This window comes from Curtobacterium sp. P97, assembly GCF_023712445.1.
Taxonomy (GTDB): Bacteria; Actinomycetota; Actinomycetes; order Actinomycetales; family Microbacteriaceae; genus Curtobacterium.
In genome coordinates, this window is record NZ_JAMAYF010000001.1 from 368,531 (window position 1) to 392,945 (window position 24,415).

Here is a 24,415-nt window from a genome sequence, read left to right on the forward strand (position 1 = left end):
ACCGGTTCAGACCGCGGTGGCCTCGCGGACGGCAGCCTCGGCAGCCACCCAGGCGAGCATCCCGCACTTCACCCGCATGACGAACTTCGAGACGCCGTGGAAGGCGACGAGGTCCTCGAGGACGTCCTCGTCGGGCTCCCCGGCCCCGCGCGACCGCATCATCGTGCGGAAGGAATCGGTGAGCTCGAGCAGCTCCGGGACGGTCCGGCCGACGGCCATGTCGGACAGCACCGACGCCGAGGCCATCGAGATCGAGCACCCGTCGCCCTGCCAGCCGATGGCCGCGATGCGGTCCGACCCGGGCTCGAGCCGCACGCTGACGGTGATCTCGTCGCCGCAGGTGGGGTTCCGTTCGAAGTGCGACGCGTCGGCGCCGTCGAGCACGCCGTCGCCGTGCCGCGCTTTCGCGTGGTCGAGGATGACCTGCTGGTAGAGGGAGTCGAGGCCGTTCACGAGGCCGCTCCGAAGTACCCGCGGACCTCGCCGACGGCGGTCAGGAAGCGATCGACGTCCTGCTCGGTCGTGTACACGTAGGTGCTCGCCCGGCTGGTCGCGACGAGTCCGAGCCGACGGTGCAGCGGCTGGGCACAGTGGTGCCCGGACCGGACCGCGATGCCCTGCGCGTCGAGGTACTGCGAGACGTCGTGGGCGTGCACCCCGTCGACGTCGAAGGACACGAGTCCGGAGCGCGGCACCCCGGCGGGCGGGCCGACGACCCGGATGCCCGGCACCGCCGCCAGACCGTCGAGCATCCGGCGGGCGAGGTGCTCCTCGTGGGCGCGGACGCGTTCCATGCCGATGCCCTGCAGGTAGCGGACCGCCTCGGCGAGTGCGACGGCCTGGGACACCGGCTGCGTCCCGGCCTCGAAGCGCTCGGGCGCCGGCATGTACTCCGACGACTCCATCGTCACGGTCGTGATCATCGACCCACCGGTGCGGAACGGCGGCAGGGCGTCGAGGAGTTCCCCGCGACCCCACAGGACGCCGATGCCGTTCGGCCCGAGCATCTTGTGCCCGGAGAACGCGGCGAAGTCGACGCCGAGCTGCTGCACGTCGAGGGGCCGGTGCGGCGCGGACTGGCACGCGTCGAGGACGACGAGGGCGCCCTGCGCGCGGGCCGCTGCCACCACCGCGGCGACGGGCGCGACCATGCCGGTGACGTTCGAGACGTGCGCGAACGCCACGATCCTCGTGTGCTCGGTGATCCGGGAGACCGCGTCCTCGGCGGTCCAGGTGCCGTCGTCGGCCACCGGGACCCAGCGCAGGGTCGCACCGGTGAGCGCGACGAGCTCCTGCCACGGCACGAGGTTCGCGTGGTGCTCGGCCTCGGTGACCAGGACCTCGTCGCCGGGGCCGATGCGGAAGCGCTCCGCCGCCGCTCCCCCGCGTCCACGGCTGGCGTTGGCGATGCCGTACGCCACGAGGTTCAGCGCGTCGGTGGCGTTCGCCGTCCAGACGACCTCGGACGGCGACGACGCCCCGACGAAGCCGGCAACCGTGGCCCGTGCGTCCTCGTAGGCGTCGGTGCTCAGGGCCGCGAGCGTGTGCGCACCGCGGTGGACGGCCGCGTTGTCGTGCTCCAGGAACCGTCGCTCGGCGTCGAGCACCTGCCGCGGCCGCTCCGCCGTCGCGCCGGAGTCGAGGTACGCGAGCGGCTGCCCGTTCACCTCCTGCTGGAGGATCGGGAAGTCCCGCTTGATCGCGGCGACCTCGGACTCGGTCAGCGGCTGGTTCGGGGCGAGCACGGTCACGCGGTCAATCGTGGTCGGTCCCGCCCCGTGCGTCCAATCGCCTGCAGCGGACAAGGAGCAGGAACGGCGGCGGGACGCAGGCAGGCCGGCCGCTACTCGTTGCCGATGCGCTTGTCGGCCTGCTCGCGTGCGGCGTCGATCTTGTCGTCGTACTTGCCGCCCGTGGCCTTCTTCACCGCGTCGGCCACACCGCCCAGGACCTTGTCGCTGACGTCCTCGGCCTTCTCGCTCTTCAGGGCGTCCTGGACCTTGCCGTCCTTCAGGAGCTCCTGTGCCTTCTTCGTGATGTCGTCGAACCCCGCCATGGACGGCTCCTCACCTCGTGCGGGGCCCGTCGCCCCGACCTGCCGCCGATGGTAGGCGCGGCCCCGGCGCCTGTCCGGGTGACCGGCCCGGTGTCGCGGCTCCGGCGCCTGTCCGGGTCGCGGCCGGCCCGGAGTCGCGGCCGGCCCGACCCGGTCCGGACGGACGACTCAGACCATCTGCGCGCTGCGTCGCCGCGCGAGCAGGTAGGAGACCGCGACCGAGCCCGTGATCGCCAGGAGCGACGGGATGAGGATGTCCGTGCCCTCCTGCGTGAACTCGACGACGAGCACGAGCGCGGTGAACGGCGCCCGCATCGTGGTCGCCAGCAAGGCCGCCGCGCCGACGAACGCGAACGCCGCCAGGCTCGAGCCGTCAGCGGGCCAGAGCAGCACCCACAGGCCGCCGAGTGCGGCGCCCACCGCGGAGCCGACGGCGATCGAGGGCGTCAGCGTGCCACCGACCGCACCGGCACCGATGGTCGCCGAGGTCGTGATCGTTCGGATGATGCCGAGGAGGAGCAGGAACACGATCGGCGACAGCCCGGCGAACGTCGGCGCCTCGGTCGTGGCGTTCATCGCGACGAGGCCGAGCGCGCGCCCGTTGCCGAGGATCTCCGGGAACGGCACGGCGATGAGCCCGACCATCGCGAAGACGACGGGCAGCACGACGAGCAGGTGCCACCCCTTCGGCGCCGTGGCCTGCAGCCGGTTCGTGAGCTTCACGAAGCCGACTCCCGCGAACCCGAGCAGCGGCCCGACGACGACCGCCCAGACCAGCAGCGACGGCGACAGGTGCATCGCGGGCACGTCGTAGAGCACCTCGTCCGGGATCACGAGCCGTGCGGTGAACGCGGCGATCGCGCTCGTCGCGAAGGCCGGCAGTGCGGTCGCGAACGTGAGTTCACCGAGCAGCACCTCGACCGCGAAGAGCGCGCCTCCGAGCGGCACGTCGTACACCGCCGCCAGGCCGGCAGCAGCACCGCAGGCGACGAGGATGCGCGTCTCGCGCCCCGTCAGGCCGGCACGAGCGGTGACGAGCTGGGACAGCCAGGCACCGATCTCGCGGGGCGCGACCTCCTTGCCGATGGAGGCGCCGAGCCCGACGGCCAGGATCTGCACCGCGGCGTTCGCGACCGTGGCGAGCGCCGGCATCCGGTTGCCGTCGACCGCGCCGGTCACCGACACCACGGGCTTCGCCCACCGCCGGAGCGCCCACCACGCGACGCCCGTGAGCACGCCGGCCGCGGCGAGCGCGAGGAAGCGGTTGAGCCCGGAGGGCGCATCGGCCGCTTCGCGGTGCCCGCCGAACGGGTACCCGAAGGCGACGAACTGGATGGCCTGCAGGGCGAGCCACACCGAGATGCCCGCGACGCCGCCGGCGATGCCGACGAGCCCGGTGATCACGGCGAGCTTGAGGGCCCAGACCGGCGTGGTCGTGCGTGTCGCGTTCCCGGTCTGCGGCATGACCGGAAGCCTAGCGGCGATCGGGACCGGCCCACGGACGGCCGACGGCACCCGTGGACGGACGGGAGGCCCGTGGCGGGGCCGCCACGGGCCTCCCGTCCGGCTGCTGGTCGCGTCGCGGTCAGACGGCCGTCACGCGGAAGGGGACCACCCGGTCGGCCGGCAGGAGCGGCGGCTGCAGGCCGACCTGCTCGAGCACGCGGCCGCTGAAGACGCGGTCGCCGGCCCACCAGTCGGGCGCCCGGACCTCGTGGTCCTCGCCGACCAGGACCGGGTCGACGCGGTACCGCGTGTCCGGGTCGAGGTCACGGAGGACCACGCGCCCGATGCCCGACACCTCGGACCGGCCCGTGCTCGCGACGAAGAACACGGCCTGGCGGCGGTCCTCGGCGACCACGCCGTAGACCAGGCGCGTGGGGTCGACCTCGTCGACGCGGACGAGCAGGCCGCCGTGCAGGAGTGCGCGCCACTCCTTGTGCAGCGCGATCCACGACGCGAGGGTGCGCTCCTCGTCCGCGGTGGCCTGCGCGAGGTCCCACTCGATGCCGAAGTGCCCGATCAGCGCGGTGCCCGCACGGAAGGACACGTCGTGGAAGCGGCCCGTCGTGTGGTTCACCCCGCTGGCGACGTGCGCGCCGAGGAGCTCCGGCGGCAGCAGCTGCTGCGTCCAGCGGTGCATCTGCTGGCGCTCGAAGGGGTCGATGTCGTCGGACACCCACACGCGGTCGGTGTGCTCGATCACCGCGAGGTCGACGCGCGCACCACCGGACGAGCACGACTCGATCTCGAGCCCCGGGAAGCGTTCCTTGAGCGTCGCCATCAGCCGGTAGGTGGCGAGGGTCTGCTCGTGCACGGCTGCCCCGCCGCCCGGGTGCCCGGCCTCGACCAGGTCGCGGTTGTGGTCCCACTTGACGTAGTCGACGCCGTACTCGCCGATGATCGCGGTCATCCGCTCGAGCACGTACGCGTACGCCTCCGGGATCGCGAGGTTGAGCACCTGCTGGTCGCGCGAGCGGACGGGCAACCGGCCGTCCGCCTGCATGATCCACTCCGGGTGCGCTCGGGCGAGGTCGCTGTCCTCGTTCACCATCTCGGGCTCGAACCACAGCCCGAACTCCATGCCGAGGGCACGGACACGGTCGACGATCGGACCGAGGCCGTCCGGCCAGACGTCCTCGTCGACGTACCAGTCACCGAGACCGGCGTGGTCGTCACGGCGACCGCGGAACCAGCCGTCGTCGAGCACGTACCGCTCGACGCCGAGCCGGGCGGCCCGCTCGGCGAGGTCGGTGAGGCGGGCGAGGTCGTGGTCGAAGTAGACCGCCTCCCAGACGTTGATCGTCACCGGCCGCGGGGTCGACGGGTGCTGCGGGCGGCTGCGGAGCCAGTGGTGGAACCGGCGGGCCTGGTCGTCGAGGCCGTCACCCCACGCGCCGTACACCCAGGGGCCCTCGTAGGTCTCGCCGGTGTCCAAGCGGACCTCGCCGGGGAGCACGAGCTCGCCACCACCGGCCACCTGGCGCCCGGTCGCGAGCCGCTCGGCGAAGTGACGGTGGTTCCCGCTCCACGCGGTGTGCACGCCCCAGACCTCACCGCGGGCGAACCCGAACCCGGGCTCCCCCACGCTGAGCACGGTCGCGGCGTCCGCTCCGGTGCGACCCTTGCGGCTGTCGCGCTCGTGCGTGCCGACGACGAGCTCGCGACGCTGCGGGGTGCGCTCCTTGCCCCAGCGGCCGGCGAAGTCGAGGACCTCGCGGGCGCGGGAGGGCACGGGCAGCGCCACGGTCAGGTCGTCCACCGTGTAGGTGCCGACGGCGGTGTTCGTGACGGCGGCGCGGGCGCGCACCAGGCCGGACACGAGCAGCTCGAGCGTCACGCGGACGGCGAGGCCCGCGGTGGTGTCCTCGGCCTCGGCGGTCACGTGGGTGTCGTCGACGTCGATCGCCGTGACGGTGAAGGCCGGTGACCAGTCGCGACCACCACGGTGGCCGGAGAGCCCGGGGCGACCGGTCCACCCGCGGTGGGGCTCCGGCAGCAGTGCGAGGCGGACGGGCACGTCGGCCTCGTTGTTCGCGACCGGGGCCACGTCGGCGTCCGCGAGGGCGACGAGCTCGTCGTGGGCGAGCGGCCCGAGGGCAGCGCCCCAGTGCACGACGGCGGGCAGCGCGCCGTCGCGGCAGTCGAGCACGACGGACACCCCACCGGCGGTCAGGTGGACGAGGTCGTTCGTGGTGGTGGGCATCGTTGCTCCGGTCGGCGTCGTCGACGCCTGTGCGTCGTGGGCACGACGAGCCTGGCTGGCGCGGCGTGTGCTGCGCAACACGACGCGCGAGGGTCCGCGGAACCGGCGGGGCCGGGCCGTCCGGGACGGTGGGTCGTCAGAACCAGCGCTTCACCTTGAAGACGACGAACAGGATCGCGGCGAAGGCGATCATCGCGACGATGGACAGCGGGTACCCCCACGTCCACGACAGTTCGGGCATGTGCGTGAAGTTCATCCCGTAGATCGCCGCGATGAGCGTCGGCGCGAACAGGATCGCCGCCCAGCCCGAGATGCGCTTCGTGTCGTCGTTCTGCTTCTGCGCTGCGAGGGTCGAGTCGACCGTCAGCGCGTTCTGCAGCAGCTGTCGGAAGGTGTCGAGTCGCTCGACCGTGCGGATGACGTGGTCCAGCACGTCGCGGAAGCGGCGCTGCAGCTCCACCGGCAGGTGGTACTTCTCCGCGCCGCGGTGCAGGTTCTCGATGATGCCGATGAGCGGACGGGCCGCGCGTTGGAAGTCGACGACCTCGCCGAACAGCTCGTAGATGCGCCTCGACACCCCCGCCACCCCGGAGAACAGCTGGTCCTCGATCTGGTTGATGTCCTCCTCCAGGCCGTCGATCACCGGCGCGTAGCCGTCGACGATCGAGTCCATGAGCGCCCAGAGCTGCGCCTGCGGTCCCGCCGTCACGAGGGCCGGTTTGCCGCTGAGCCGTCGGAGCGCGTGCGGGACGGCCTGCGCGCCACGTGGGTCCGCCGGGACGACCGCCAGGAAGAAGTCCTGCCCGACGAAGGCGTGCACCTCGCCGAACTCCACCTCCTCCGGGCCGTCGTGGTACACCGCCGGCTTCAGCACCGTGAAGAGCGTCGAGCCGTAGCGTTCGAGCTTCGGGCGCTGGTGCCCCTCGGCGGCGTCCTCGACCGCGAGCTCGTGCAGCCCGAGGGCGACCGCGACGTCCCCGAGCTCCTCGGCGTCGGGGCGGTGCAGCACGATGCACGCGCTGGCGCCCTGCTCGCCGATCATCCGGAAGGTGTCGTCGAGCGACGGGCAGGCGATGGGGGCGATGCGGTCGACGTAGACGGTGTTGAGCTCGACGGTCACGATGCCACCGTACGCACCGCCCGTCGGCCCGTCCCCCGGCCACCTGGACGTCGGCTGCGTCCGACGCGACGGCACGGGCCTACCGTACGGGTCATCAGCATGCTGACGAACGGAGCGGACATGAAGAAGATCTGGAAGCGCATCGCGGTCGCCGTGAGCGCTGTGGTGGCAGTGGTCGGCGCCTTCGTCGGCTCGGGCGCAGCGGGCGGGACCCCCATCGCCGAAGCGGCCGGCGGTGCACTCTCGGCGTCGTCGACCGCGATCGCACCGGCCGGCCCCGCGTTCTCGATCTGGAGCGTCGTCTACGTCGGGTTGATCGCCTACACGGTGCGGCAGTTCTTCCGCACCGCCGACGACGAGCGCCACGAGCGCCTGTTCGTCCCCGCGGTGCTGTCGCTGCTGCTCAACGCGGCGTGGATCCTGTCCGTGCAGTTCGGGTTCCTGTGGGCGAGCGAGCCGATCATCGTCACGCTGCTCGGCGTCCTGGTCTGGGCGTTCGCGGTGCTGCGGCGGACGCGTCCCTCGGGTGCCGTCGAGGCGATCGTGACCGACGGGACGTTCGGGCTCTACCTCGGGTGGGTCTGCGTCGCGACCGCGGCCAACACCGCTGCGGTGCTGACGGCCGCGGGCTTCCGGGGCTTCGGACTCGGGCAGGACGCCTGGGGCGTGCTCGTCGCCGCGGTCGCCGGGCTCGTCGGGGTGCTCCTGGCGATCTGGGGCGGCGGACGACTCGCACCGACCGCGGCGCTGTCCTGGGGTCTCGCGTGGGTCGCGGTCGGACGGCTCGACGGGCCGCTCGTGTCCGTGCCGACGGCGGTCACGGCCGTCGTGGGGATCGCCGTTGCGGTCGTCGTCACCCTCGTGGTGCGCGCCCGGGTCGGCTGGGCCGCGCGCTCGCGCGCGGCGCGCGGCGCGGCCGGCGCGCCGGCCGCGCGGCGTAGCCGCGGCGCCGGCGCGCCCGCGCGGCGCAGCCGCGAGACTCGGCTGGGCGGACACTTTCGTAGCGTTCCAGCCGCGAAAGTGTCCGCCAGGCCGAGTCTCGCTGCCTCGACCGCGGCGGCGCGCGCCGCGCGGCGCGCGGCGCGCGTCAGCGCGCGGCGGCCGCCAGGCCGTGCGCGGCCGCGACGGCCTCGTTCACGACCTGGCCGGCGTGCACGTTCACGCCCTTCGCGAGGGCCGGGTCGACCTCGGTGGCCCGCTCCCACCCCTGGTCGGCGATCGCGAGGGCGTAGGGCAGCGTCGCGTTCGTCAACGAGATCGTGCTGGTGCGCGGGACGGCACCCGGCATGTTCGCGACGCAGTAGTAGACGGCATCGTGAACACGGAAGGTCGGGTCGTCGTGCGTGGTCGGCCGCGAGCCCTCGAAGCAGCCGCCCTGGTCGATCGCGATGTCGACGAGCACCGACCCCTGCCGCATGTCCGCGACCATGGCGTCGGTCACGAGCTTGGGCGCCGAGGCACCGGGGATGAGCACCGACCCCACGACGAGGTCCGCCTCGCGCAGCGCATCGGCGATCGCGTGCGACGACGACCGCAGCGTCGTGATCCGACCGTCGAACCGGGCGTCGAGCGCACGCAGCCGCGGCAGGCTGATGTCGAACACCGTGACCTCGGCGCCGAGCCCGAGGGCCATGGTCGCGGCGTGCTCCCCCGCGACCCCGCCGCCGATGACGACGACCCGGCCGCGCGGCGTCCCGGGGACCCCGCCGAGGAGCAGCCCGCGGCCGCCCTTCGTGCGCATGAGCTGGTCGGCGCCGACCTGCACGGAGAGTCGCCCGGCGATCTCCGACATCGGCGAGAGCAGCGGCAGCGACCGGTCCGGCAGCTGCACGGTCTCGTAGGCGATCGCGGTCGCACCGGAGGCGACGAGCGCGTCGGTGAGCGGCCGGTCGGCAGCCAGGTGCAGGTAGGTGAAGAGCACCTGTCCCGGACGGATCGACGCGTACTCGGAGGCGACGGGCTCCTTGACCTTGAGGACGAGCTCCGCCTGCTCCCAGACCTCGGCGGCCGTGTCGACGACGGTGGCCCCCGCAGCCCGGTACTCGTCGTCCGAGAAGGATGATCCGGCTCCGGCGCCGGCCTGCACGAGCACGCGGTGACCGTGCAGCGCGAGCTCATCCACACCCGCCGGCGTGGCCGCGACGCGGTACTCGTTGTTCTTGACTTCGGTGGGGACGCCGATCAGCATCACGGACTCCTTCGTGGGCGGTGCAGGACACTTCCACGATGCGCCGGAGTTCGTTTCGGATGGGATTCCGCCGAACATCTGCACGGTCTCCGCCGATACGGTCGCACGAGATTCGGCTCGGCCCGCGCACGCCCCGGGTGGTCAGTGCGCGCGGAGCGACTCGCTCGGCAGCTCGCCGAAGCGGGCGCGGTAGGTCGCCGAGAACCGGCCGAGGTGCCCGAACCCCCAGGCGCGAGCGATGTCCGCCACGCTGGTGTCGTCGCGGTCACCGCGGAGCAGGTCCCCCCGGGCGCCGTCGAGCCGCACGCTGCGCAGCAGGTCACCCGGCGTCTGGTCGAGGTGCCGCCGGAGCGACTGCTGGAGCCCACGCGGACTGAGCCCGGCCGCCGCAGCGATCTCGGCGGTCCCGATGGCGTCCCGCGCGTGGGCGTGCACGTACTCGAGCGCCAGCCGCAGTCGGGCGTGCTCCGGACCGTTGCCGGTGACCGTCGACTGCCAGCGCTCGCGGTGCGGGAAGGCGTCGACCGCCGCGGTCACGAAGGCGTCGACGATGCTGCGCCGTGCCGCCGGGCTGAGGTCGTTGTCGCTGTGCAACCAGGTCGACGAGTGCGCGCGCACGACCGACTGCCAGGTGCGCACGCCGTCGGCGGTCGGACGGTGCATCGCGTCGAACGTGAAGTCGGCATCGCCCAGGAGCGACCTGACGTGCGCCTTGTCGAGCTGCACCAGGTTCAGCCCGATGTCGCGGTGGTGCAGTTCGTACGCATCAGGCAGGACCACGGGCACGCCGGGCTCGAGGTCGATGCTCCGGCCGCCGAAGGTGAGGGTACTGGACCCGGACCGCAACCACGCGACGAGGACCTGGTCGTCCACGACGCTCTCGGTCCGGAGGTCGACGAGGAACCGGGCCGTCCGCAGGGACAGCAGCCCGTCGCTCACCCCCGCGAAGTCCCACTGTGGGCGCTGTCGGGTCCGTCGGACCCGGGGCGCCCGGAAGTCGTAGTCGCCGGTGAAGAACGACAGGGCTTCATCCACGTCGGTGCCGGCGATGCGGCGGAAGGAGCGGCCGTCCGTCGCGGTCGCAGGTGCCGCCGGGACGGCGCCGTCGGACTCCACCCGATCGGGGTTCTCGTGAGAAGGCACCATGGACCAGAACCTACGGGGCACCACCGACAAAGTAGGTCGGCACCTGACCCAAGCGGAGCGGTCAGGGCTGCAGGATCGCCTGCCCGACGCTCTCGTCCAGGATGAGGTCGGTGACCAGCCCGGCCGCGAGCGCACCCTTGAGCGACGCCGCCTTCGAGCGCCCGGCGACCACGCAGACCCGACGCGGCGCCCGCTTGATCGTGTCGAGGTCCGGCGCACCGGCCCGGGCGTTCACGCCGATGTCCTTCCACGAGCCGTCGGCGCGGTAGAACACGGTCGAGACGTCCCCGACGACGCCGGCCTCGGTGAGCTCGTCGCGGTCGGACGGGTCGAGGTACCCGCCCGAGTACACGTGCGACGGCACCGGCGCCTGCGGGGCACCGACGCCGAACACGACGAGGTCCATCCGCTCGTGCAGGTCGAGGACGCGGCGGATCGAGCGCTCGCGGAACAGCGCCTCCTTCGTCGCCGGGTCGTCGAAGAACGCCGGCACCGGGAACTGCTGCACGAACGCGCCGTACGCCTCGCCGAACCGGCGCAGGATCTCCGACGCGTAGACGATGCCCGTGGTGCGGGTGTTCGCGGCGCCGTTGATCTGCACCACGGTGGACCCGTGCGTCGTCTTCGGTACGAGGTAGCGGCTCACCGCACTGACGGTCGATCCCCACGAGATGCCGATCACCATGTTCGACTCGACGTACTGCGTCAGGATGCGCGCCGCGGACAGCGCCACCCGCTCCAGCCGGTCCACGTCGCTCGTGTGGTCCGGCACCGGCACGACGTGCGCGTGGACGCCGAACCGCGCGCGGATGTTGCGACTGAGCGCGGCGGCCTGGTCGAGGGGCGAGCGGATCTGGATGTCCACCAGCCCGGTGTCCCTGGCGTACTTCAGGAGGCGCGACACGGACGAGCGCGAGGTCCCCAGCTCGTCGGCGATGGCGTCCATCGTCAGGTCCTGCAGGTAGTACAGGTGCGCGGCGCGCAGCGCCTGCTGCGTTCGCATCGGCTGCGCTGCGTCACTCACGGAACCGAGCATGCACGGACGTGCAGGGCCTCTGCAACCCCTGTCGCGCCTCCCGGCCGTCGCCCCCGCACCCGCAGCGGCGTCGGCAGCCGGCCTTCCGACCCGATCGACACGTGTGCTGCACGTTCGTGCACGCAAGTTGCCCGCCCTCCCACACAGGCGCACCATCGGAGGAGTCCCACGGAACCGACCAAGGAAGCGACGCACCATGTCGAAGAAGACGCAGCCCCGGAAGACGGTCAGCGCGCTCACCGAGCGCCCGAACGCACAGGTCCTCATCGTCGGTGGCGGCATCAACGGCATCGCCACCTTCCGCGACCTCGCCCTGCAGGGGGTCGACGTCGTGCTCGTCGAGCGCGGCGACTACGCCGGCGGGGCCTCGGCCGCGTCGAGCCACATGATCCACGGTGGCATCCGGTACCTCGAGAACGGCGAGTTCCGTCTCGTGCGCGAGAGCGTGCAGGAGCGCAACGGCCTGATCCGCATCGCGCCGCACTACGTGAAGCCGCTGCAGACCACGATGCCGATCTTCTCGACGTTCTCCGGCATCATGAACGCTCCGCTGCGCATGCTCACCCACAAGCAGCGCTCGACCAAGGAGCGCGGTGCCGCGCTCATCAAGATCGGCATGACGATCTACGACTCCTTCTCGCGCGACGGCGGCTCGGTGCCGAAGCACCGCTTCCTCACCAAGAAGGCCGCGCTGGCCGACATGCCGGCACTCAACAAGGACCTCAAGTACACGGGCACCTACTACGACGCCTCGGTGCACGAGCCGGAGCGCCTGGCGCTCGACGTGCTCAAGGACGGCCTCGCCGCCGCGCAGGGCACCGGCAGCGCCGCGACCGCCCGCGCCGTCAACTACGTCGAGGCAGCCGGCACCCGTGACGGCGGCGTCGTCCTCCGCGACCGGGAGACCGGCGAGGACTTCGTGTTCACCGCCGACGTGGTCGTGAACGCGTCCGGCCCCTGGACCGACCTGACGAACCAGGCCTTCGGCGGCGAGACGAAGTTCATGGGCGGGACGAAGGGTTCCCACATCGTCGTCAAGAACGACGAGCTGCTCGAGGCGACCAAGGGCCGCGAGCTGTTCTTCGAGAACAACGACGGCCGCATCGTCCTCATCTACCCGCTCAAGGGCCGGGTGCTCATCGGGACGACGGACATCGACGCGGACCCGTCGAAGCCGGTGACCACGACGGAGGAGGAGATCGACTACTTCTTCGGCCTGGTGAAGCACGTCTTCCCGCAGATCGAGGTCACCCGCGACCACATCGTCTACAGCTACTCGGGCATCCGCCCGCTCCCCCGCCACGAGGACACCGCCCCCGGCTTCGTGTCCCGCGACTACCGGATCGTCGACACCCCGATCGCCGGCCTCCCCGACACCACGGTGCTGAGCCTGGTCGGTGGCAAGTGGACCACGTTCCGCGCCCTGGCCGCGCACCTGTCGAGCGACGTCACCACGAAGCTCGGCACCGCCCGGAAGGTCGACACGACCGGCATGGCGATCGGCGGTGGCAAGGACTTCCCGACGACCGACGCGCAGCGGGCGCTGTGGATCAAGTCGCACCGTGACGGCCTCGACGAGTCCGTCGTCGAGGGGCTGCTCGAGCGCTACGGCACCCGTGCGGCCGAGGTCGTGGACGTCCTCACCGACGGCCCGGTCGAGCCCCTCGAGTCCGACCCGTCGCTCACGCGGGCCGAGGTCGCGTACTTCGCGCAGCACGAGCAGGCGGTCCACCTGGTCGACGTGGTGCTCCGGCGCACGAACCTCGCCTTCGTCGGCGGCGTCACCATCGACCTGCTCGACGAGCTGGCGGACGTGCTCGCCGACACCCTGGGCTGGGACACCGAGGAGCGCGCGGACGAGGTCCAGCGCACGCTCGACGTCCTGCGCGAGTCGCACGGCGTGATCGTGCCGCTGCACACGACGGCGCAGCCCGCGTAGTCCACGCGAGCACGGAACGGACGGGAGGCGCGGTGCCGGCTGGCACCGCGCCTCCCGTCCGTCGCGTGGTCACGCAACCGCGCACCGCTCGGATCACGAGACGCCGCCGTCCCGACGAGACGCCGCCGGTTCCGGCGGCGTCTCGCTCGACTGCGGGTGTCTCGAGTCGACGCCGGCGTCTCGGGCGCGGCTCGGCCGTCAGAACGCGTCGCCGGTGGGGTCCTGCGCCGTCCGGTCGATGAGGTCCTCGCCGCCGACGGGTTCGCCCTCCCAGTCGACCAGGCGCCAGCCGTCCTCGAAGGACCCCTCGACCTCGACGATCCCGGTGTTCTCGAGGTGCCGCTTCGTGCCGAACTCGTCCGGGGTGTTCTGCGCGACCGCGCTGGCCCAGGTGCGGATCGCCGCGCCGTGGCTGAACGCAGCCGCGACCTCGACCCCGGTCGCGAGGATCTGCCGCACGGCGTCGTCGTAGCGCGCGAAGAAGTCATCGCCGCTCTCGGCACCGGGCATCCGGCCCGCGCGGTCCCCCGCCGACCAGCCGTGCACGGTCGAGATGTAGAGCTGCACCGAGGTCCGGTCGTGCTTGCCCTGCAGGTCGCCCGCCTCGATCTCACGGAGCCCCGGCAGCACGACGGGTTCGAGCCCGAGCGCCGCAGCGAGGGGCGCGGCGGTGTGCTGCGTCCGGACCATGGACGAGACGAAGAGCCGCTCGATCCCGCGGTCGGCCAGGGCCGCGGGCAGCGCGTCCGCCTGCTGCTGCCCGAGCTCGGTGAGCCCGGGCCCGGGCACCTCGGCGTCGAGGACACCGTTCACGTTCGCGGGGGTCTGGCCGTGCCGGATGAGCAGGAGTCGCATGACCCCACCCTACGGACGGCCGGTGACCTACCCCTGGCGGGCCTTCCAGCGCGGGTCGCGCTTGTTGATGACGTACACGCGACCGCGGCGACGCACGATCTGCGAGCCGGGGATCTTCTTGAGCGCCTTGAGCGAGTTGCGGACCTTCACGGGGTCTCCTTCCTGCACCGGCTCCTTGTTGAGAACGGTTGTCATGTAGGGTACTCGACATGCGCCCGCAGCAACCACCCTCGTCACCGCCCTGCACGATGCCGACGCCGTCCGTGTCGCCGGCAGGATCAGCAGCGGCCACCGCATGCACGTCGCCGGCAACGCCCTCGCCGCGGCCCGGGGCATCGCCGCGCGGCGCGACCAGCTCGACCGCGTGTGCGGACCCGACGCCGACCACGACCTCGTCGTGACGCTGGCGCCCGAGGTCGACGTCCGCGCGGTCGGCATGATGCTCGCGAACGCCGCGCGCTCGGAGACCGGGGACGACCGGATCCTGCGCCACGTGGTCGCCGTGCTCCGCGCGGACGACGTGGCCCACCTGCTCTGGTCCGACGTGGACGACGCCTTCGTCGCGGCCGAGCGGGTGGTCTCCGTCGTCGAGTACGCCACGGTGATCGCGCTCGACCGGGTCGAGCCGCTGTCCGGGCGACGACGTCGCGCCCTCGTGTCCCTCCTCCACCGCATGGCACCGCACGCGGTGATCGTCGCCGCGCCCGCCGTGCGCAGCGCCCTCGACCTGCCGGCGTCCAACGGCGGCGCAGCACGGCTGCTGGCCTCGGGGGCCGGGTGGATGCGCGCCCTGTCGTCCGACTCCGGCCGGACCGACACCGGGCGCGGTCCGCGGGACGACCTGGTGACCGTGCGGTACCGCGAGCCCCTGCCGTTCCACCCGGGGCGGCTCGCCGACGTCATCGCCGACGACCTCGCGGCGGGGGCGAACGGCCGGGTGCTGCGCTCGAAGGGCTTCTTCCGACTGGCGTCCCGGCCGGACCACGTCGGCTCGTGGTCGAGCTTCGGCGCGATGCTGGCGCTCGACCCGACCGCGAACCCGTCGTGGGACGAGGACGCACCGGTCGGTCAGGCGATCTGGTTCGTCGGCGAGCGCCTCGACGTGCACGCCGTCGAACGCGCGCTGGACGGTGCGCTCCTCACCCCGGCGGAACTGCTCGCCGGGCCCGACGTGTGGCGTCGGTGGCCGGACCCGTTCCCGGTGTGGCCTGCGCTCGACCCGTCGCACGAGCACCGGCACGACTGAGCACCCCGGACGGCCGACCGGCCCGGGCGTCGGCGGCGGCACCGACGGCGGAGCACTGCTCGCCAGGGACGTGGGAACCCCCGGAGACGCGGGTGACGCGCGAACCGCGACGTTGCACGCGTCGATCGACACGTGCAACGTCGCGAACCTGGCACCTGGCACCTGGCACCTGGCACCGCGCGTCGGGCGCCGCGCGCCGCCCCGGGCCCCGGTCACCCGGCGCCGGTCAGCCGCACACCGTCAGCGCTCGGCGGCTGCTTCCGCCCGGTCCTGCGCCGCGAACGGCAGGTCCCCCAGGTCGAGGTTCGGGTTCGTGTCCTGCGTGAGCACGAGCTCGCGGGCCTCGTCCTCGGACTCCACCGCGGGCATCGACCCCGGCAACGGGCGCTGCGACGACTCCCGCATGCAGAACACACCGACCGCTCCGACGACGCTCATCGCGACGAGGAAGTACGCGGGCGCCAGCTGGTCCCCCGTGGCCGTCAGGAGCGCCTGCACGATGAGCGGCGTCGTCCCGCCGAACACCGCGATGGCGATGTTGTAGGCGAAGCCCATGCCGCCGTACCGCGTCGACGTCGGGAAGAGCGCCGGCAGCGACGCCGCCTGGTTCGACACCCACAGCGCGGTCATCAGCGCCAGCAGCCCGAGCCCGGCGAGGGTCGACCACTGCGCGCCGTGCCCGATGAGCAGGAAGGCGGGGACGGCGAGCACGACGGTCGTCCCGGCGCCGATCCACATCACGGTGCGGCGACCGATCCGGTCGGACAGCCGTCCGGCGACCGGCAGCATCACGGCGAGCAGCACGAGCACGGGGATGGTGAGCAGCGTGCCGTCGATCGCGGAGTAGCCGAGCGAGTCGGTGAGGTACGTCGGCATGTACGAGGTCAGCGCGTAGCCGACCGTGTTCGATGCGCCGACGAGCATGATCGCGATGACGATGGGGCGCCAGTGGTCGCGCACCATGACGAGCACGTTCGCCGGTCGGCCGCCCGCTGCGGCCTCGCGGTCCGACGCGGCGGCCTCCTGCGCGGCCTGCGTCGCCTGGAACACCGGCGACTCCTCGATGCGCAGGCGGAACCAGATCGCGACGACGCCGATCACGCCGGCGAGCAGGAACGGCAGGCGCCAGCCCCAGGCGGTCATCGTCTCCTCGCCCAGCGTCACCTGCAGCACGGTCACCACGGTCGCACCGAGCGCGAAGCCCATGTAGCTGCCGAAGTCGAGGATGCTCGCGAAGAAGCCGCGCCGACGGTCCGGGGCGTACTCGGTCACGAACGTGGTGGCCCCGGCGTACTCACCACCGGTCGAGAACCCCTGCGCGAGCTTCAGCACGACGAGCACCACCGGAGCGACCGCACCGATGGTCGACCACGCCGGCAGGACCCCGATGAGGAAGGTCGACGACGCCATCAGGATCAGCGTCGTGGCGAGCACCTTCTGACGTCCGAGCCGGTCCCCCAGCCGCCCGAACACGATCCCGCCGAGGGGCCGCGCGACGTAGGTCGCCGCGAACACCCCGAGACTGAACAGGATCTGCACCGACGGTTCGGCCGTGGGCAGGAACACCCGGCCCATCGTGACCGCCAGGTAGCCGTAGACCCCGACGTCGTACCACTCCATCGTGTTGCCGACGACCATGCCGCTGACGGCCCGGCGCATCATGCTCCGGTCGACCACCGTGACGTCGCTGACGCGCAGACGTCGGGGTGGTCGGGTGCTGGTACTGCTGGGGTCGGAACCCATTCGCGATCTCCTCGTGGTGGGGCGGGCCGGTCGGTACCGGCCCGGGACAGCCAGCAACGCTAGGGAGCACGGGGCCGGGCACTGCCACGGGATTCACAGGGAACGGCGTGTCACCCGGACGGGGGTCCCGCCCGATCCGCATGCCCGTGCCGATGGGGCGCGAGGTCACGAGCCGGTAACGTCTGCCCCATGGCGATCCGACCGGACACGAAGAACTGGACCTGGGTGATCGGCGCGGCGTGCCCCGAGTGCGGCTTCGACGGCGCAGCCCTCGCCTTCCGCGACGTCCCTGCCGTGATCACGGAGAACACGGCGGCCTGGCCGGAGCAGCTCGCCCGTCCGGACGTCCGGCAGCGCCCGGACGACCACACGTGGTCGCCGCTCGAGTACGGCGCACACGTCCGCGACGTCCACCGGAAGATGACCGAACGCCTCCGCCTCGTGCTGTCCGAGGACGGCCCGGCCTTCGCGAACTGGGACCAGGACGCCACCGCCGTCGAGGAGCGGTACGGCGAGCAGGACCCGGCGGTCGTCTCCCGCGACCTGACCGAGGCGGCTCGCGACGCCGCGGCCGCGTTCGCCGCGGTACCGGACGACGCCCTCGGGCGGACGGGCCGGCGGTCGGACGGCAGCGTCTTCACGGTCGCGACCCTCGCGACCTACTACGCGCACGACCCGGTGCACCACCTGTGGGACGTCCGCAGGACCGCCCGCACGACCGACTGACGGTCGGGACACGGGACGGACGGGAGGCGCGGCACCGGCCCGCACCGCGCCTCCCGTCCGTCGACGGTGCCGTCCCGACGGCGGGCGGCACGCGCACGGGCGACGCGGCCGAGAGCGACGCTGTGCGCGGCCGGGTCAGGCGAGCGCGTCGAGCAGGGCGCGCGCGGTCGCGGCGTCGGTCACCAGCTCGTTGACCATGCCGGCGCGGACCGCGCCGACGATGCTCGGCACCTTCGCCGCCCCCACGGCCACACCGACCGCGTGCGGGACGCCGGCCAGGACGTCGCGCGAGGTCCGGACCATGCGCTCGCTGCCGGGGAACTCGATCGGCGAGCCGTCCGCGGCGAAGAAGTTGAGGCAGACGTCACCGGCGGCCTGGTCGAACACGGCGTCCTCGACCGGGATCCCCCGTGCCAGCGCGTCGCGGGTCGGGGTCGGTGCGCCGACGCCGAGGATCGCACCCTTGGCCCGCCCCCACAGCCCGACCACGTGCTGGAAGGCGGGGTCCTCGTCGAGGGTGGCGCGCATCGCGGCGGACGGCAGGGCCTGCGCGAAGAGGAACGCCGGGATCGCACCGGAGTGCTCGGCAGCGGTCCGCGTGATCTCGTTCGTCTGGAACCAGGGCATCGGGTCCGCCTGGCCGCCCACCGTCGGGACGATCTGGACCCCGGCCAGCGGCGGCATCCCGGCGTGTGCGACGTCGTACACGGTGCGACCGGAGGACATCAGCACGGCGTCGCCGGGCGTGAGCCCCATGCCCTCGACCGCGGTCGCGATGGGGGCGGCCAGGTCGGCACCGAGCGTCGCCTGGTGCGTCACGGCGGCCAGGTGCACGGCTCGGAGTCCGAGCACGACCTGCAGGCGCTCGGCCAGTGCGACGGTCTCGTCCTGGAAGGGGTCCACGACGTCGATCCGGACGAGTCCGGCGCGGCGGGCCTCGGCGACGAGACGGCTGACCGTGGGACGGGAGACCCCCAGGCGCGACGCGATCTCGACCTGGGTGGCGTCCTCGAGGTAGTACATCCGCGCCGCCTGGTACACGGTGTCGAGCGGGAAGCGGGCCCGGGCCCCCTCGGCGCCGGTGGTGCTCTCGGAGGACATGCTGCGGACCCTTCGGATCGGTCGGACACTCGGATCGTAGTCCGACCGGGGGTCACCGGATCGTGAACCCGCCGTCCACGCGCAGGTCGGCGCCGTTCACCATCGCGGCACCGTCGCTCGCCAGGAACAGCACCGCGGCGGCGATCTCGGCGGGGGTGGCGAAGCGACCGGTCGGGATCTCGTCCTGGTGGCGGAGCCCCGCCTCGTTCGCCCAGGCCGCCCGGCCGAGGTCGGTGAGCACGACGGTCGGCGAGACGGTGTTGACCGTGACCCCGCGTCCGCCCCACTCGAGTGCGAGCACCCGGGTCAGCCCGAGGACGCCGGCCTTCGACGCGCAGTACGCCGCGTGCCGGTCGAGGCCGACGTGTGCCGCCTGCGACGCGATGTTCACGATCCGACCGCTGCCCGCCGCGAGCATGTGCCGCCCGACCGCCTGCGCCAGCCGGAAGGTCCCGGTCAGGTTGACGTCGAGCGTGCGCGCCCACGCGCCGCCGTCCAGGTCCTCCGCTGCGTCGAGCGCGACGATGCCGGCGCAGTTCACGAGCACCTCGATCGACCCGGCGGCGTCGACGACCTGCTGGACCGCCGCCGAGACGGAGGCGTCGTCCGTGACGTCGCAGGCGAGCCCGAGGTGCGCCCCGGTGGTGACGTCGGGCAGCTCGGCGGCGGCAGCGGCCGAGGCGTCCGTCCGGACGTCGACGATCGCGACCCGGGCCCCGCGCGACGCGAAGGCGTGGGCGATCGCGTTGCCGATGCCGGACGCCCCACCCGTGACGACCGCCGTGCGGCCCGTCAGGTCGTTCGTCAGGTCGACGGCGTCGGGGCCCGGTCGGAGTGCGGCGGCGAGGTCGGTCTCGGTGGCGGTGGTCATGGTCGCTCCCTTGCGATGCGCGGTCGTGGTGTCGGAACGATAGCAGAAATTGTGTTCTGGACATCTGTTCCCGACCGTGTACAGTCGTCGCCGAACCATCGGAACGGGCACACCGCCCGGCTGACCAACGGAGGACCAGCTCATGTCGACGACGACGACCGAGACCCCGGCGCAGGGCGACGCGCACCGCGAGATCCCGACCACGATGCGTGCCGTGGTGGTCCACGGTCCGGGCGACTACCGACTCGAGGACCGCCCGGTCCCGCAGCCCGGACCGGGTGAGCTCCTGCTCCGCACCGACGCCGTCGGCATCTGCGCGAGCGACCTGAAGTGCTACCACGGCGCGGCGAAGTTCTGGGGCGACGAGAACCGCCCGGCATGGGCGGAAGCCGACCGGATCCCCGGCCACGAGTTCGTCGGGACGATCGTCGCCGGCGCCGACGACGCGCTCGCGAAGCGCGGTGTGGCACTCGGCGACCGCATCGCCTGCGAGCAGATCGTGCCGTGCTGGGAGTGCCGCTACTGCCTCGAGGGCGCCTACTGGATGTGCAACGTCCACGACATGTTCGGCTTCAAGGGCTTCGACGGCGCGATGGCCGAGTACGTGCTCGTGCCGAGCGGGGCCCTGACGCACCCGGTGGACCGCGCGCTGCCGGGCCAGGTCGCCGCCTTCGCTGAGCCCCTCTCCTGTGCCTTCCACGCCGTCGAGCGCGGCGACATCCGGTTCGGCGACACGGTCGTCATCGCCGGCGCCGGTCCGATCGGTCTCTCCGCGATCGCCGGCGCCCGCCAGAAGAACCCGCTGCGGATCATCGCGCTCGACGTCGTCGACGAGAAGCTCGCGCTCGCCCGCAAGGTCGGTGCCGACCTGACGATCAACATCGCACACGAGGACGCCGTCGCCCGGGTGAAGGAGCTCACCGACGGCTACGGTGCCGACGTCTACATCGAGGCCACCGGCCACCCGTCCGCGGTACCGCAGGGCCTGAACCTGCTCCGCAAGCTCGGCACGTTCGTCGAGTACTCGGTCTTCAAGGACGCCGTATCCGTCGACTGGTCGATCATCTCCGACGACAAGGAGCTCGACGTCCGCGGGGCACACCTCGGTCCGCACACCTGGCCGGCGGCGATCAAGCTGCTCGAGTCCGGCACGCTGCCGATGGACGAGATCTGCACGCACCAGTTCCCGCTCGAGGACTTCCAGCAGGCACTGGACCTGGTCGGCGACTCCGCCGGTGCGTCCGTCAAGGTGTCCATCATCCCGTCGCTGTCCGCACCGACCACGTCCGCGCCGACCACGTCCGCTGCGCGGGCCTGACACCCGAGGAGTCCCCGCGATGTCGACGACGACCGCGCGCACCACCGCCTCCACGCCCACCGCCGGCCGGTCCGAGGGCCGGCTGGACCGGATGGGGATCCCCCGTCCGCTCGCCCTCGGCTTCGTCGCCGTGCTGGTCTTCATGACCGGCAACGGCGTCGAGTCGAACTTCATCACCCCGCACATGGTCGCGGTGCTCGGCAGCCCCGAGGCCACCGTGGCGACGATCGTGACGTTCTACAGCCTCGCCGCCCTGATCGGCAGCTACGTCTCCGGCGCCCTGTCCGACCTGGTCGGTCCGCGCCGGGTGATGATCCTCGGCTTCGCCGTCTGGGTCGTCTTCGAGGTGCTGTTCCTGCTGGCCCTGGACGTGCAGAGCGTGCCGTTCGCCGCCGTCGCGTACGCCCTGCGCGGCTTCGGCTACCCGCTGTTCGCGTTCGCCTTCCTGGTGTGGGTGAACATCACGACGCCGGTGGAGCGCAACGGCTCGGCGGTCGGCTGGTTCTACGTCGCCTTCACCGGTGGGCTGCCGACCCTCGGCTCGCTGTTCGCCATCGGGGCGATCCCGGTGTTCGGCGGCGGCACGGTCGGCGAGGCGGGCGCCATGGTCGCGTCGATCGGCCTCGTGGTCGTGGGCTTCCTGATCATGCTGTTCGGCGTCCGCCTGCCCAACGGCTTCACGCGGATCGCACCCGCCGGTGAGAGCGCCTGGCGCGTGATGACGAGCGGGATCCGCCTCACCGCCACCCGGCCGAAGATCCTGATGGGCTTCCTCGTCCGCCTCATCAACACCGCGCCCGAGTTCGGCATGTTCGTCGTGCTGCCCGCGATCATCGCGAACGACCGCGGGTGGGGCCAGAGCCGCTGGCTGCTCATGACCGTCTGCGTCTACGCGACGAACATCCTGGTCAACGCCCTGTTCGGATGGGTCGGCGACCGGATCGGTTGGCAGCGCACGGTGAAGTGGTTCGGCATCGTGGGCTCGGCGACCGGGCTCGTCGCCTGGTGGTACGTGCCGCAGCTCGTGCCCGCGGGCTCCGACTGGGGCTACGTGCTCTCGGTCGTCGCCGGCTGCGTGTTCGGCTGCCTGCTCGCCGGCTTCGTCCCGATGGGCGCGATCATGCCCGCGCTCGCCCCGGAGCACAAGGGTGCCGCGATGGCGATGTACACCACCGCTGCCGGTGGCGCGGCGTTCCTCGGCACCGGCGTCGTCGCCGCGGTCTTCGCGCTCGGCGGCGGCGGCCAGGCGGTGACCTGGACCTTCGTCGGCCTCTACGCCTGCGCCTTCGTGATGATCCACTTCCTCGACGTGCCCCAGGGACGCCCGCACCGCGGCACCCGCTGAGGCCCGCCGAGCCGACCCCGGGCGGCGGTGGCCGTCCCACCGCCGCCCGGCCCCCCCCCGACCCGTCCCCTCCGTCCCGACCGACGCACCCGGTCGTCCGACCCGATCCTGACCCCATCCACCGGACCCCGGTCCACCGCACGACAGGAACGCACGCCATGACCACGATCCACGACGACCCCGAGGACTTCGCCGACGACCAGCTGGCCGGCTGGCTCGCCCTGTACGCCGACCGGGTACGCGGCGTGCACGGCGGGGTGGTCGCCCTCCCGACCGAGGGCGCCGACCGGCAGGTCGCCGTCGTGGTCGGCGGCGGATCCGGGCACTACCCCGCGTTCTGCGGCGTCGTCGGCCCCGGCTTCGCCACCGGCGCCGTCGTCGGCAACGTCTTCACCTCGCCGTCCGCGGCCCAGGTGTACTCGGTGGCCAAGGCCGCCGACCAGGGCCGCGGCGTCGTGCTGTCGTTCGGCAACTACGCCGGTGACACGATGAACTTCGGCCTCGCCGCCGAGCGCCTGCGCGCCGAGGGCATCGACACGCGCATCGTCGTGGTCACCGACGACGTCGCGAGCGCCGACGAGGTCGCGCAGCGGCGGGGCATCGCCGGCGACTTCTCGGTGTTCAAGGCGATGGGTGCCGCCGCGGCGGCGGGACTCGACCTGGACGAGGTGGAGCGCGTCGGCACCGCGGCGAACGCCGCCACCAGGACGATCGGCGTCGCGTTCTCGGGCTGCACCATGCCCGGCGCCACCGAACCGCTCTTCTCCGTCCCGGACGGACACCTCGGCCTCGGCCTCGGCATCCATGGTGAGCCGGGCATCCAGGACGTCCCGGTGCTGCCCGCGCGGGAGCTCGCCGCACTGCTCGTCGAGCGGCTGGTCGCAGAACGCCCCGAGGGCGCCGGGCCGCGGGTCGCACCGATCCTCAACGGCCTGGGCGACACCAAGTACGAGGAGCTCTTCCTGCTCTGGGGCCGCGTGCTGCCGCTCCTCGAGGACGCCGGGCTCGAGGTCGTCGAGCCCGAGGTCGGCGAGCTCGTCACCAGCCTCGACATGGGCGGCTGCTCGCTCACGCTGCAGTTCCTCGACGACGAGCTCGAACAGTACTGGCGCGCGGACGCCTACACGCCGGCGTACCGCAAGGTCGCCGCTCCGGTCGCGGCGCTCGTGCCGGCTGACGCGGTGGCCGAGGCCGAGGCGGAGGCGACCGTCGTGCCGGACGCGACCGAGGCCTCCCGGCGGGCAGCCGAGACCGCCCGCGCAGCCGTGGTGGCGATGGACGCGCTGCTCCGCGAGCACGAGGAGACCCTCGGGCGCATCGACGCGGTCGCCGGCGACGGCGACCACGGGCGCGGCATGGTCAAGGGTGTCTCGGCGGCTCGCCGGTCCGTCGAGCAGACCGACCCGGCCGCGGGTGTCGCCTTCGTGCTCGGTCGGGCGGGTGACGCCTGGGCGGCGTCCGCCGGCGGGACGTCCGGTGTGCTCTGGGGCGCGGCCCTCGAGGCCTTCGGTCGTGCCCTCGGCGACGACCGGGAGACGTACGGTCCGGCCGACGTCGTGGCTGCCGCGCAGGCGTTCGCGGACTCGATCGTCCACCTGGGCGGCGCGGCCCGCGGCGACAAGACGCTGCTCGATGCACTGCTGCCCTTCGTCGACCAGCTGCGGTCCTCGGTCGACGACGGCGCCGACCTGCCGGCGGCCTGGCGGACGGCAGCGCGGGTCGCCGTCGAGCAGGCGGAGGCCACGGCGGACCTGCGGCCGAAGGTCGGGCGGGCCCGACCCCTGGCCGAGAAGAGCGTGGGGACGCCCGATGCGGGCGCCACCTCGATGGGGATGGTCCTCACACGGATCGGCGAGGTGCTCGCCGACCGCGCACGACGCGAAGGAGTGGACGCATGACGCTACGACTGGTGGTGGGCTCGGACGACGCGGGCTTCGACTACAAGGAGGTCATCAAGCGGGACCTCGAGGCCGACGACCGCGTGGCCAGCGTGGTCGACGTGGGCGTCGACGCGGACGG

At 72.7% G+C, this 24,415-nt stretch carries 20 protein-coding genes and 1 pseudogene; 7 read left to right on the forward strand and 14 right to left on the reverse strand.

All coding sequences use genetic code 11. The features are described 5' to 3' along the window. Window positions 1–6 precede the first annotated feature (6 nt). The 9 genes from sufU to M3677_RS01820 all read right to left on the reverse strand — a co-directional run bounded on the left by sufU (window position 7) and on the right by M3677_RS01820 (window position 11,219). Window positions 7–453, reverse strand: a complete 447-nt coding sequence (sufU, locus tag M3677_RS01775) for a Fe-S cluster assembly sulfur transfer protein SufU (protein WP_251159634.1) — start codon at window positions 451–453, stop codon at window positions 7–9. Beyond that, window positions 450–1,745: a SufS family cysteine desulfurase gene (locus tag M3677_RS01780; protein ID WP_251159657.1), complete on the reverse strand. Its 1,296-nt coding sequence runs from the start codon at window positions 1,743–1,745 to the stop codon at window positions 450–452. The genes sufU and M3677_RS01780 overlap by 4 nt, the downstream gene beginning before the upstream one ends. A gap of 98 nt (window positions 1,746–1,843) precedes the next feature. Continuing rightward, on the reverse strand, window positions 1,844–2,056 hold the full coding sequence (locus tag M3677_RS01785; RefSeq protein WP_066655469.1) for an antitoxin: 213 nt from the start codon (window positions 2,054–2,056) through the stop codon (window positions 1,844–1,846). Between the two features lie 168 nt (window positions 2,057–2,224). Then, entirely contained in the window at window positions 2,225–3,520 is a 1,296-nt protein-coding gene (locus M3677_RS01790) for a chloride channel protein (RefSeq protein WP_251159635.1), read from the reverse strand. Between the two features lie 121 nt (window positions 3,521–3,641). Next, a complete protein-coding gene (locus M3677_RS01795; protein ID WP_251159636.1) occupies window positions 3,642–5,762 on the reverse strand; it encodes an alpha-galactosidase in 2,121 nt (706 codons plus the stop codon). Window positions 5,763–5,898: 136 nt separating this feature from the next. Next, window positions 5,899–6,882: a magnesium and cobalt transport protein CorA gene (locus tag M3677_RS01800; protein WP_066658536.1), complete on the reverse strand. Its 984-nt coding sequence runs from the start codon at window positions 6,880–6,882 to the stop codon at window positions 5,899–5,901. A 1,087-nt stretch (window positions 6,883–7,969) separates the two neighbouring features. Then, window positions 7,970–9,070 (reverse strand): alanine dehydrogenase, encoded by a 1,101-nt coding sequence (gene ald / locus M3677_RS01810; protein ID WP_251159637.1) that lies wholly within the window; start codon window positions 9,068–9,070, stop codon window positions 7,970–7,972. Between the two features lie 141 nt (window positions 9,071–9,211). Next, on the reverse strand, window positions 9,212–10,216 hold the full coding sequence (locus tag M3677_RS01815) for an AraC family transcriptional regulator (protein WP_209684969.1): 1,005 nt from the start codon (window positions 10,214–10,216) through the stop codon (window positions 9,212–9,214). A 61-nt stretch (window positions 10,217–10,277) separates the two neighbouring features. Then, window positions 10,278–11,219 carry a sugar-binding transcriptional regulator gene (locus M3677_RS01820; RefSeq protein WP_251154656.1) on the reverse strand — a complete coding sequence of 314 codons (942 nt, stop codon included), beginning with the start codon at window positions 11,217–11,219 and terminating at the stop codon, window positions 10,278–10,280. A 229-nt stretch (window positions 11,220–11,448) separates the two neighbouring features. Here M3677_RS01820 and M3677_RS01825 point away from each other — a divergent pair, with 229 nt between their 5' ends. Further along, complete coding sequence (locus M3677_RS01825) at window positions 11,449–13,191, forward strand: glycerol-3-phosphate dehydrogenase/oxidase (RefSeq protein WP_251159638.1); 1,743 nt, start codon at window positions 11,449–11,451, stop codon at window positions 13,189–13,191. A gap of 198 nt (window positions 13,192–13,389) precedes the next feature. On the opposite strand, the gene M3677_RS01830 is transcribed toward M3677_RS01825, so the two are convergent. Together M3677_RS01830 and ykgO are read right to left on the reverse strand one after the other, a co-directional pair. After that, window positions 13,390–14,046, reverse strand: a complete 657-nt coding sequence (locus tag M3677_RS01830; protein WP_066655482.1) for a histidine phosphatase family protein — start codon at window positions 14,044–14,046, stop codon at window positions 13,390–13,392. Between the two features lie 27 nt (window positions 14,047–14,073). Continuing rightward, window positions 14,074–14,196 (reverse strand): type B 50S ribosomal protein L36, encoded by a 123-nt coding sequence (gene ykgO, locus M3677_RS01835; RefSeq protein ID WP_058743312.1) that lies wholly within the window; start codon window positions 14,194–14,196, stop codon window positions 14,074–14,076. A gap of 145 nt (window positions 14,197–14,341) precedes the next feature. Here ykgO and M3677_RS01840 point away from each other — a divergent pair, with 145 nt between their 5' ends. Next, complete coding sequence (locus M3677_RS01840; RefSeq protein ID WP_251159639.1) at window positions 14,342–15,292, forward strand: GTP-binding protein; 951 nt, start codon at window positions 14,342–14,344, stop codon at window positions 15,290–15,292. A gap of 240 nt (window positions 15,293–15,532) precedes the next feature. Here the strand turns inward: M3677_RS01840 and M3677_RS01845 are convergent, their stop codons facing one another. Continuing rightward, window positions 15,533–17,035 carry an MFS transporter gene (locus tag M3677_RS01845; RefSeq protein WP_209684966.1) on the reverse strand — a complete coding sequence of 501 codons (1,503 nt, stop codon included), beginning with the start codon at window positions 17,033–17,035 and terminating at the stop codon, window positions 15,533–15,535. Between the two features lie 189 nt (window positions 17,036–17,224). On the opposite strand from M3677_RS01845, the gene M3677_RS01850 reads away from it, so the two are divergent. Then, the gene (locus M3677_RS01850) at window positions 17,225–17,761 is read left to right on the forward strand and encodes a DinB family protein (protein WP_066655496.1); all 537 of its coding nucleotides are present in this window, start codon (window positions 17,225–17,227) and stop codon (window positions 17,759–17,761) included. A gap of 135 nt (window positions 17,762–17,896) precedes the next feature. Here M3677_RS01850 and M3677_RS01855 read toward each other — a convergent pair whose 3' ends face one another. Together M3677_RS01855 and M3677_RS01860 are read right to left on the reverse strand one after the other, a co-directional pair. Continuing rightward, on the reverse strand, window positions 17,897–18,862 hold the full coding sequence (locus M3677_RS01855; protein WP_066655499.1) for a sugar-binding transcriptional regulator: 966 nt from the start codon (window positions 18,860–18,862) through the stop codon (window positions 17,897–17,899). Between the two features lie 52 nt (window positions 18,863–18,914). Then, window positions 18,915–19,733, reverse strand: coding sequence for a GolD/DthD family dehydrogenase (locus tag M3677_RS01860; protein ID WP_251159640.1), 819 nt, complete (start codon window positions 19,731–19,733; stop codon window positions 18,915–18,917). Window positions 19,734–19,875: 142 nt separating this feature from the next. Here M3677_RS01860 and M3677_RS01865 point away from each other — a divergent pair, with 142 nt between their 5' ends. The 4 genes and pseudogenes from M3677_RS01865 to M3677_RS01880 form a co-directional block, all read left to right on the forward strand. Continuing rightward, window positions 19,876–21,051, forward strand: coding sequence for a zinc-binding dehydrogenase (locus M3677_RS01865; protein ID WP_251159641.1), 1,176 nt, complete (start codon window positions 19,876–19,878; stop codon window positions 21,049–21,051). 19 nt (window positions 21,052–21,070) lie between these two features. Further along, complete coding sequence (locus tag M3677_RS01870) at window positions 21,071–22,396, forward strand: MFS transporter (protein ID WP_251159642.1); 1,326 nt, start codon at window positions 21,071–21,073, stop codon at window positions 22,394–22,396. Window positions 22,397–22,554: 158 nt separating this feature from the next. Beyond that, window positions 22,555–24,294 carry a dihydroxyacetone kinase family protein gene (locus M3677_RS01875; RefSeq protein ID WP_066655508.1) on the forward strand — a complete coding sequence of 580 codons (1,740 nt, stop codon included), beginning with the start codon at window positions 22,555–22,557 and terminating at the stop codon, window positions 24,292–24,294. Beyond that, window positions 24,291–24,415: pseudogene (locus M3677_RS01880) on the forward strand (RpiB/LacA/LacB family sugar-phosphate isomerase); the annotation flags it as partial. The gene M3677_RS01875 and the pseudogene M3677_RS01880, both read left to right, overlap by 4 nt.

Bases quoted from the DNA above. Each gene is read 5' to 3' on its own strand.
- M3677_RS01785 (WP_066655469.1), bottom strand. From the start codon at position 2,056: ATGGCGGGGTTCGACGACATCACGAAGAAGGCACAGGAGCTCCTGAAG.
- M3677_RS01790 (WP_251159635.1), bottom strand. From the start codon at position 3,520: ATGCCGCAGACCGGGAACGCGACACGCACGACCACGCCGGTCTGGGCC.
- M3677_RS01795 (WP_251159636.1), bottom strand. From the start codon at position 5,762: ATGCCCACCACCACGAACGACCTCGTCCACCTGACCGCCGGTGGGGTG.
- ald (WP_251159637.1), bottom strand. From the start codon at position 9,070: ATGCTGATCGGCGTCCCCACCGAAGTCAAGAACAACGAGTACCGCGTC.
- M3677_RS01815 (WP_209684969.1), bottom strand. From the start codon at position 10,216: ATGGTGCCTTCTCACGAGAACCCCGATCGGGTGGAGTCCGACGGCGCC.
- M3677_RS01820 (WP_251154656.1), bottom strand. From the start codon at position 11,219: ATGCGAACGCAGCAGGCGCTGCGCGCCGCGCACCTGTACTACCTGCAG.
- M3677_RS01825 (WP_251159638.1), top strand. From the start codon at position 11,449: ATGTCGAAGAAGACGCAGCCCCGGAAGACGGTCAGCGCGCTCACCGAG.
- M3677_RS01830 (WP_066655482.1), bottom strand. From the start codon at position 14,046: ATGCGACTCCTGCTCATCCGGCACGGCCAGACCCCCGCGAACGTGAAC.
- M3677_RS01840 (WP_251159639.1), top strand. From the start codon at position 14,342: ATGCACGTCGCCGGCAACGCCCTCGCCGCGGCCCGGGGCATCGCCGCG.
- M3677_RS01845 (WP_209684966.1), bottom strand. From the start codon at position 17,035: ATGGGTTCCGACCCCAGCAGTACCAGCACCCGACCACCCCGACGTCTG.
- M3677_RS01850 (WP_066655496.1), top strand. From the start codon at position 17,225: ATGGCGATCCGACCGGACACGAAGAACTGGACCTGGGTGATCGGCGCG.
- M3677_RS01855 (WP_066655499.1), bottom strand. From the start codon at position 18,862: ATGTCCTCCGAGAGCACCACCGGCGCCGAGGGGGCCCGGGCCCGCTTC.
- M3677_RS01860 (WP_251159640.1), bottom strand. From the start codon at position 19,733: ATGACCACCGCCACCGAGACCGACCTCGCCGCCGCACTCCGACCGGGC.
- M3677_RS01865 (WP_251159641.1), top strand. From the start codon at position 19,876: ATGTCGACGACGACGACCGAGACCCCGGCGCAGGGCGACGCGCACCGC.
- M3677_RS01870 (WP_251159642.1), top strand. From the start codon at position 21,071: ATGTCGACGACGACCGCGCGCACCACCGCCTCCACGCCCACCGCCGGC.
- M3677_RS01875 (WP_066655508.1), top strand. From the start codon at position 22,555: ATGACCACGATCCACGACGACCCCGAGGACTTCGCCGACGACCAGCTG.